This window comes from Candidatus Coatesbacteria bacterium, assembly GCA_014728225.1.
GTDB lineage: Bacteria > RBG-13-66-14 > RBG-13-66-14 > RBG-13-66-14 > RBG-13-66-14 > WJLX01.
The window spans coordinates 1-4,866 of sequence record WJLX01000163.1 but is presented as its reverse complement, the minus strand read 5'-3'; the positions used below and the strand labels follow the sequence as shown (position 1 = coordinate 4,866).

Sequence of the window (4,866 nt, the reverse complement as noted above, 5' to 3'; positions counted from 1 at the left end):
GGGGCGTGGTGTAGTGGGAACACTCAGGTCCGCGGAACCTGCATCACGGGTTCGAGTCCCGTCGCCTCCACATATAAAACTTGACGGTTCTCCGTTTTTGGTGTATCTTATGAGTACGCGGACCTGAAAGCGTGTTCCCAAACACGCCGAAGCGCTCCCTTCATCTGAGGGGGCGCTTCTTTTATCCCCTCCGCGCCCCGTTCTAGCGGTTATCTTTTAAGTCCGACTTGATAAGTGTCACACCCGCGTTATATTATGAGTGACGTGGGAAATGCAGGGGAACTGGAGGGAGAAATGAGAAAACTTACCGCATTGCTTCTCGTCCTTGTCGCCGTTGCCGGCGCCACGGAGCTCTACTGGGACGACGGCGTCGAGGGCGGCGCCACCGATGACGAGCTCATGGGCGTCTCGTTCGGGGAGGAGTACGGCAGTCCCGGTGATACCGGCGGCCTGCCGGGCACGATCACCGCCTTCCGCGTCGCCGTGTCCAACTTCCAGAGCGCCGATCCGCCGCTGGTCTATATCTACTCCGTCCGCCAGTGCAAGCCCGACGAGCTCCTCGAAGGCCCCCTCGTCGGCTCCTGGACCCAGGATTACTGGTCCACCTTCACCCCGGACGAGCCCGTCGATGTCCCCAGCGCCTTCTTCGTCATCCTGGGCAACATCAGCGCTCCCTCCTACCTGCTGGACGACGGCACCGGCCCGGACTATCCACCCGACTCACACTCATACTACTGCAGCAGCGGTTCATGGTACGACCGCGTCCGCGACTACATGCTGCGGATCGAGTGGACGCCGGACACGGCGGTCGAGGAGCTCAGTTGGGGCGCCATCAAGGCCGACCGGCCGTAGACAGTGCTGTCAAAGAGCGAAGGCCCGGCCCGCGCCGGGCCTTTTCTATGCGGCGGCCCGCGGAGGGGCCGCCCTACACTATGCGGGGCGTCGCGCCCAGGTCCACATGTCGTCGTCCCGCTCGCCGCCGCCGACGTACTCCAGGCCGGCCTGTTCGATCAGCCACCGCGCCGTCCCCGGATCGAAGAAGTTGATGTGTTGCGGCTCTCCGGTCGGTCGGAAGTGGATCCAGTCCGCGCCGTGGGCCGCGTCGAAGTTGTGGGCCTCGGTGACGGCCACGTTGGGCATGTAGTTGAACCACAGGCCGCCGGGCTTGAGCGCCTTGCCGACCTTCTCGGCGAAGGCGGCGGGCTCGGCGACGTGCTCGAGGACGTGGATGCTGACCAATTCAATCTAGCAGCATTTATCGATATCCTCCCCGCCGTTTTGGCACACTCGGCCTGCGGCGCCGGTCAAGCTGGCGTTGCCGCGGGGGACCGCGGCTGAGGGGCGATTGCGTAAGGTGTTGATAATGCGACCCGTGCAACTTGGCACGGGTTTTGCATAGGTATCAAGGGTGAGGCGTGCGGGTACGTGGGGGCTCTTAACGCACGCCGCGAAGAGGATGACGAGCCGGAGTGTCTTCCGGCGGCCCTGATAGATAAGCGTTCACAATCGAGATCACTTCAGTGTCAACCCGACAACCCCAGCCATACACCCAAGGAGAGAGGACGATGGCATTCAAACCACTGGGCGACCGCGTGCTGGTCAAGCGCCTGGAGAAGGAAGAGCAGACGACGGCCGGCGGGATCATCATCCCGGACACGGCCAAGGAGAAGCCGCAGCGCGGCAAGATCGTCTCCGTCGGTGAGGGCAAGCGCACCGACGACGGCAGCCTGCTGAACCCCCGGATCAAGGAGGGCCAGGAGGTCCTGTTCGGCAAGTACACCGGCACCGAGGTCAAGATCGACGACGAGGAGTACGTCATCATGCGTGAAGACGACATCCTCGGCGTGATCGAGTAACCCGGTCTCGCAACCCGATTTCACCCAGCTTTGTCCGCAACGGATAAACCATCTTACGTAGGAGCGTGAGTATGCCTAAGATCCTGGAATTCAGCGAGGACGCGCGCAAAGAGATGCTCGAAGGCGTGACCCTCCTGGCCAAGGCCGTCAAGGCCACCCTGGGCCCGCGGGGCCGCAACGTGGTTCTGGACCGCAAGTTCGGCTCGCCCAACGTCACCAAGGACGGCGTCAGCGTGGCCAAGGAGATCGAGCTCGAGGAGCCCTTCAAGAACATGGGCGCCCAGATGGTCCGCGAGGTCGCCAGCAAGACCTCCGATGTCGCCGGCGACGGCACCACCACGGCCACCGTCCTGGCCGAGGCCATCTTCCGCGAGGGGATGCGCAACGTCACCTCGGGCGCCAACCCGATGGGCCTCAAGCGCGGTATCGACAAGGCCGTCGAGGCCGTCGTCGAGGACCTGCAGAACCTCAGCCGCGACGTGACCGACAGCAAGGAGATCGAGCAGGTCGGCACCATCAGCGCCAACAACGACCGCACCATCGGCCGGCGTATCGCCGAGGCGATGGAGAAGGTCGGCAAGGAAGGCGTCATCACCGTCGAGGAGTCCAAGGGCATGGAGACCAGCCTGGATCTCGTCGAGGGTATGCAGTTCGACCGCGGCTACCTCTCGCCGTACTTCGTCACCGATACCGACCGCATGGAAGCGGCCCTGGACGACGTCATGGTCCTGATCAACGAGAAGAAGATCAGCGCCATGAAGGACCTGCTCCCCGTGCTGGAGAAGGTCGCCCAGTCGGGCAAGCCGCTGCTGATCATCGCCGAGGACATCGAGGGCGAGGCCCTGGCCACCCTGGTGGTCAACAAGATCCGCGGTACGCTGAAGGTCTGCGCCGTCAAGGCTCCGGGCTTCGGTGACCGCCGCAAGGAGATGCTCAAGGACATCGCCACCCTGACCGGCGGCCAGGTCATCTCCGAGGAGCTGGGTCTCAAGCTCGAGAACGCCACCATCAACGACCTGGGTCAGGCCAAGCGCATCACCGTCAACAAGGAAGACACCACCATCGTCGAGGGCGCCGGCTCCCAGGCCGACATCGAGGGTCGCATCAAGACCCTCAAGAACCAGATCGAGCAGACCACCTCGGACTATGACCGCGAGAAGCTGCAGGAGCGGCTGGCCAAGCTGGCCGGCGGCGTCGCCGTCATCAAGGTCGGCGCGGCCACCGAGACCGAGATGAAGGAGAAGAAGGCCCGCGTCGAGGACGCCCTGCACGCCACCCGGGCGGCCGTCGAAGAGGGCATCGTTCCCGGCGGCGGCATCGCCTACCTGCGGGCGATGAACAAGCTCAACGAGCTCGAGCTCGAGGGCGACGAGGCCACCGGCGCCGAAATCGTGCGCAAGGCCCTCGAGAAGCCCCTCTGGCACATCGTGCACAACGCCGGCCAGGAGGGTTCGATCGTCGTCGAGAAGGTCAAGGAGAACGAAGGTTCCTTCGGCTTCGACGCCTATCTCAACGAGTACGGCGATATGCTCGAGAAGGGCATCATCGACCCCACCAAGGTCAGCCGGATCGCCCTGCAGAACGCCGGCTCCATCGCCGGGCTGATGCTGACCACGGAAGCCCTGATCGCCGACAAGCCCGAGGAGGAGAAGGCTCCGGCCATGCCTCCCGGCGGCGGCATGGGCGGTATGGGCGGCGGCATGGGCATGTACTAGGCCCACGCCCAGGCCCGGCAGAACCCGAAAAAACGACCGAGGACGGGGCGACCCGTCCTCGGTTTTTGACCCGTGCCAGACTCGCGACCCTGAAGCCGCTCACGCTCAGCCATAACACAAAAACAACGACCATGACCCGCTAACCTTTAACTGTCTTTATGATAATAAGTTATGGGATTATCACAGCAGATGAACAGCAGATATTGCAGTTGATTACTTATCTCGGCGTGAACGAGTATTTTTTCTGACACCAACCGGGGGGATGAGGCGGGGAAGGACAGGACGGGGGATCGGCAAGTCAAGTGGCCAAGGTGTAACCACCGCTGTCACCACCGATGCGCCGACGGGCGGCGGATGTGCAAGCGCTGTCGCAAGCGCTTTTTACCTGCAAACCCGCTCGACATGGGTTATCGGCAGAAATGGGCGAGTTGACAGCCGAGCTGTTTTGGCTTGAGGTAACCGCAGCCTGAGCGGCCGAGTATTATCGTATCATCCGCGAGCGTAGCGCCGCCAACCGCGAAGCCGGGCTGGAGAAGCCCGAGGGGCACATCGAGCTAGACGAGCCCTACTTCGGCGGTTACCGCCAGGGCAAGCGTGGACGGGGGGGCGAGTGGTAAGCTCCCCGTCTTAGAGCTGCTCAAGCGCGGCGGGGAGGTTCGTGTCATCCAGCCGCCCAATTGTAGCGAGAAGCACCTGCCGGGCGCGATCCTCGCGATGCTGAAGAACACGGCAAGGTGCCTATCAACGGCCTCTAGAACTTCCCGGGCTACCCCAAACACAGCCAAAAGGCCTTCCACGACGTCTTCAAGCGTAACAACAGACTCTATATCCGTGAGAGGTCGTTCAGATATAACCATCGCGACGACGAAAAAGCGCTAAACTATCTCAGGAGCATACTTCACGCTTGTTAATCATTATTAGTTGATAATCTCTAAGTTATAAGCATGCAGCACTTTGTCGCCGTCAATTGTTCCATCCCCGAGAAGGCGCCTTGTCGAGCGTGTCGTCCCCGTCTACCATTATTCGAGAACCTCATGATCCGGGACCCGAAGACGCTCAACAAGCGGGCTGACACGCTTCGTCGACCTGAGCCAAGGGCTCGGATCCCAGCTCAGGCCGCTTCGACCTTGCCCGCCGCCGCGCCGTGGCGTATAATCCGCCTTTACTCGCTGCGCCCCCAACCCGGCAACCGATACCCTTCAACTCCCTCGCCTTCCTGATCTTCCTGCCGCTGTTCTTCGCAGCCTACTGGTCGTTGCGACGGCTGCACTATCGCTGGCAGAACCTGCTGCTGG

General features: G+C 62.4%; 4 protein-coding genes and 1 tRNA gene. 4 read left to right on the top strand and 1 reads right to left on the bottom strand.

Annotated elements, in window-relative coordinates; translation table 11 throughout:
• Together GF399_11775 and GF399_11770 are read left to right on the top strand one after the other, a co-directional pair.
• A tRNA-Arg gene (locus GF399_11775) sits at positions 1-70 on the top strand.
• 224 nt (positions 71-294) lie between these two features.
• Entirely contained in the window at positions 295-852 is a 558-nt protein-coding gene (locus tag GF399_11770) for a hypothetical protein (GenBank protein MBD3400990.1), read from the top strand.
• Between the two features lie 78 nt (positions 853-930).
• On the opposite strand, the gene GF399_11765 is transcribed toward GF399_11770, so the two are convergent.
• The gene (locus GF399_11765) at positions 931-1,245 is read right to left on the bottom strand and encodes a methyltransferase domain-containing protein (GenBank protein MBD3400989.1); all 315 of its coding nucleotides are present in this window, start codon (positions 1,243-1,245) and stop codon (positions 931-933) included.
• A 320-nt stretch (positions 1,246-1,565) separates the two neighbouring features.
• Here GF399_11765 and GF399_11760 point away from each other — a divergent pair, with 320 nt between their 5' ends.
• Both GF399_11760 and groL read left to right on the top strand, forming a co-directional pair.
• Entirely contained in the window at positions 1,566-1,856 is a 291-nt protein-coding gene (locus tag GF399_11760) for a co-chaperone GroES (GenBank protein ID MBD3400988.1), read from the top strand.
• Between the two features lie 71 nt (positions 1,857-1,927).
• The gene (gene groL / locus GF399_11755) at positions 1,928-3,571 is read left to right on the top strand and encodes a chaperonin GroEL (GenBank protein MBD3400987.1); all 1,644 of its coding nucleotides are present in this window, start codon (positions 1,928-1,930) and stop codon (positions 3,569-3,571) included.
• The last annotated feature ends 1,295 nt before the right edge of the window (positions 3,572-4,866 follow it).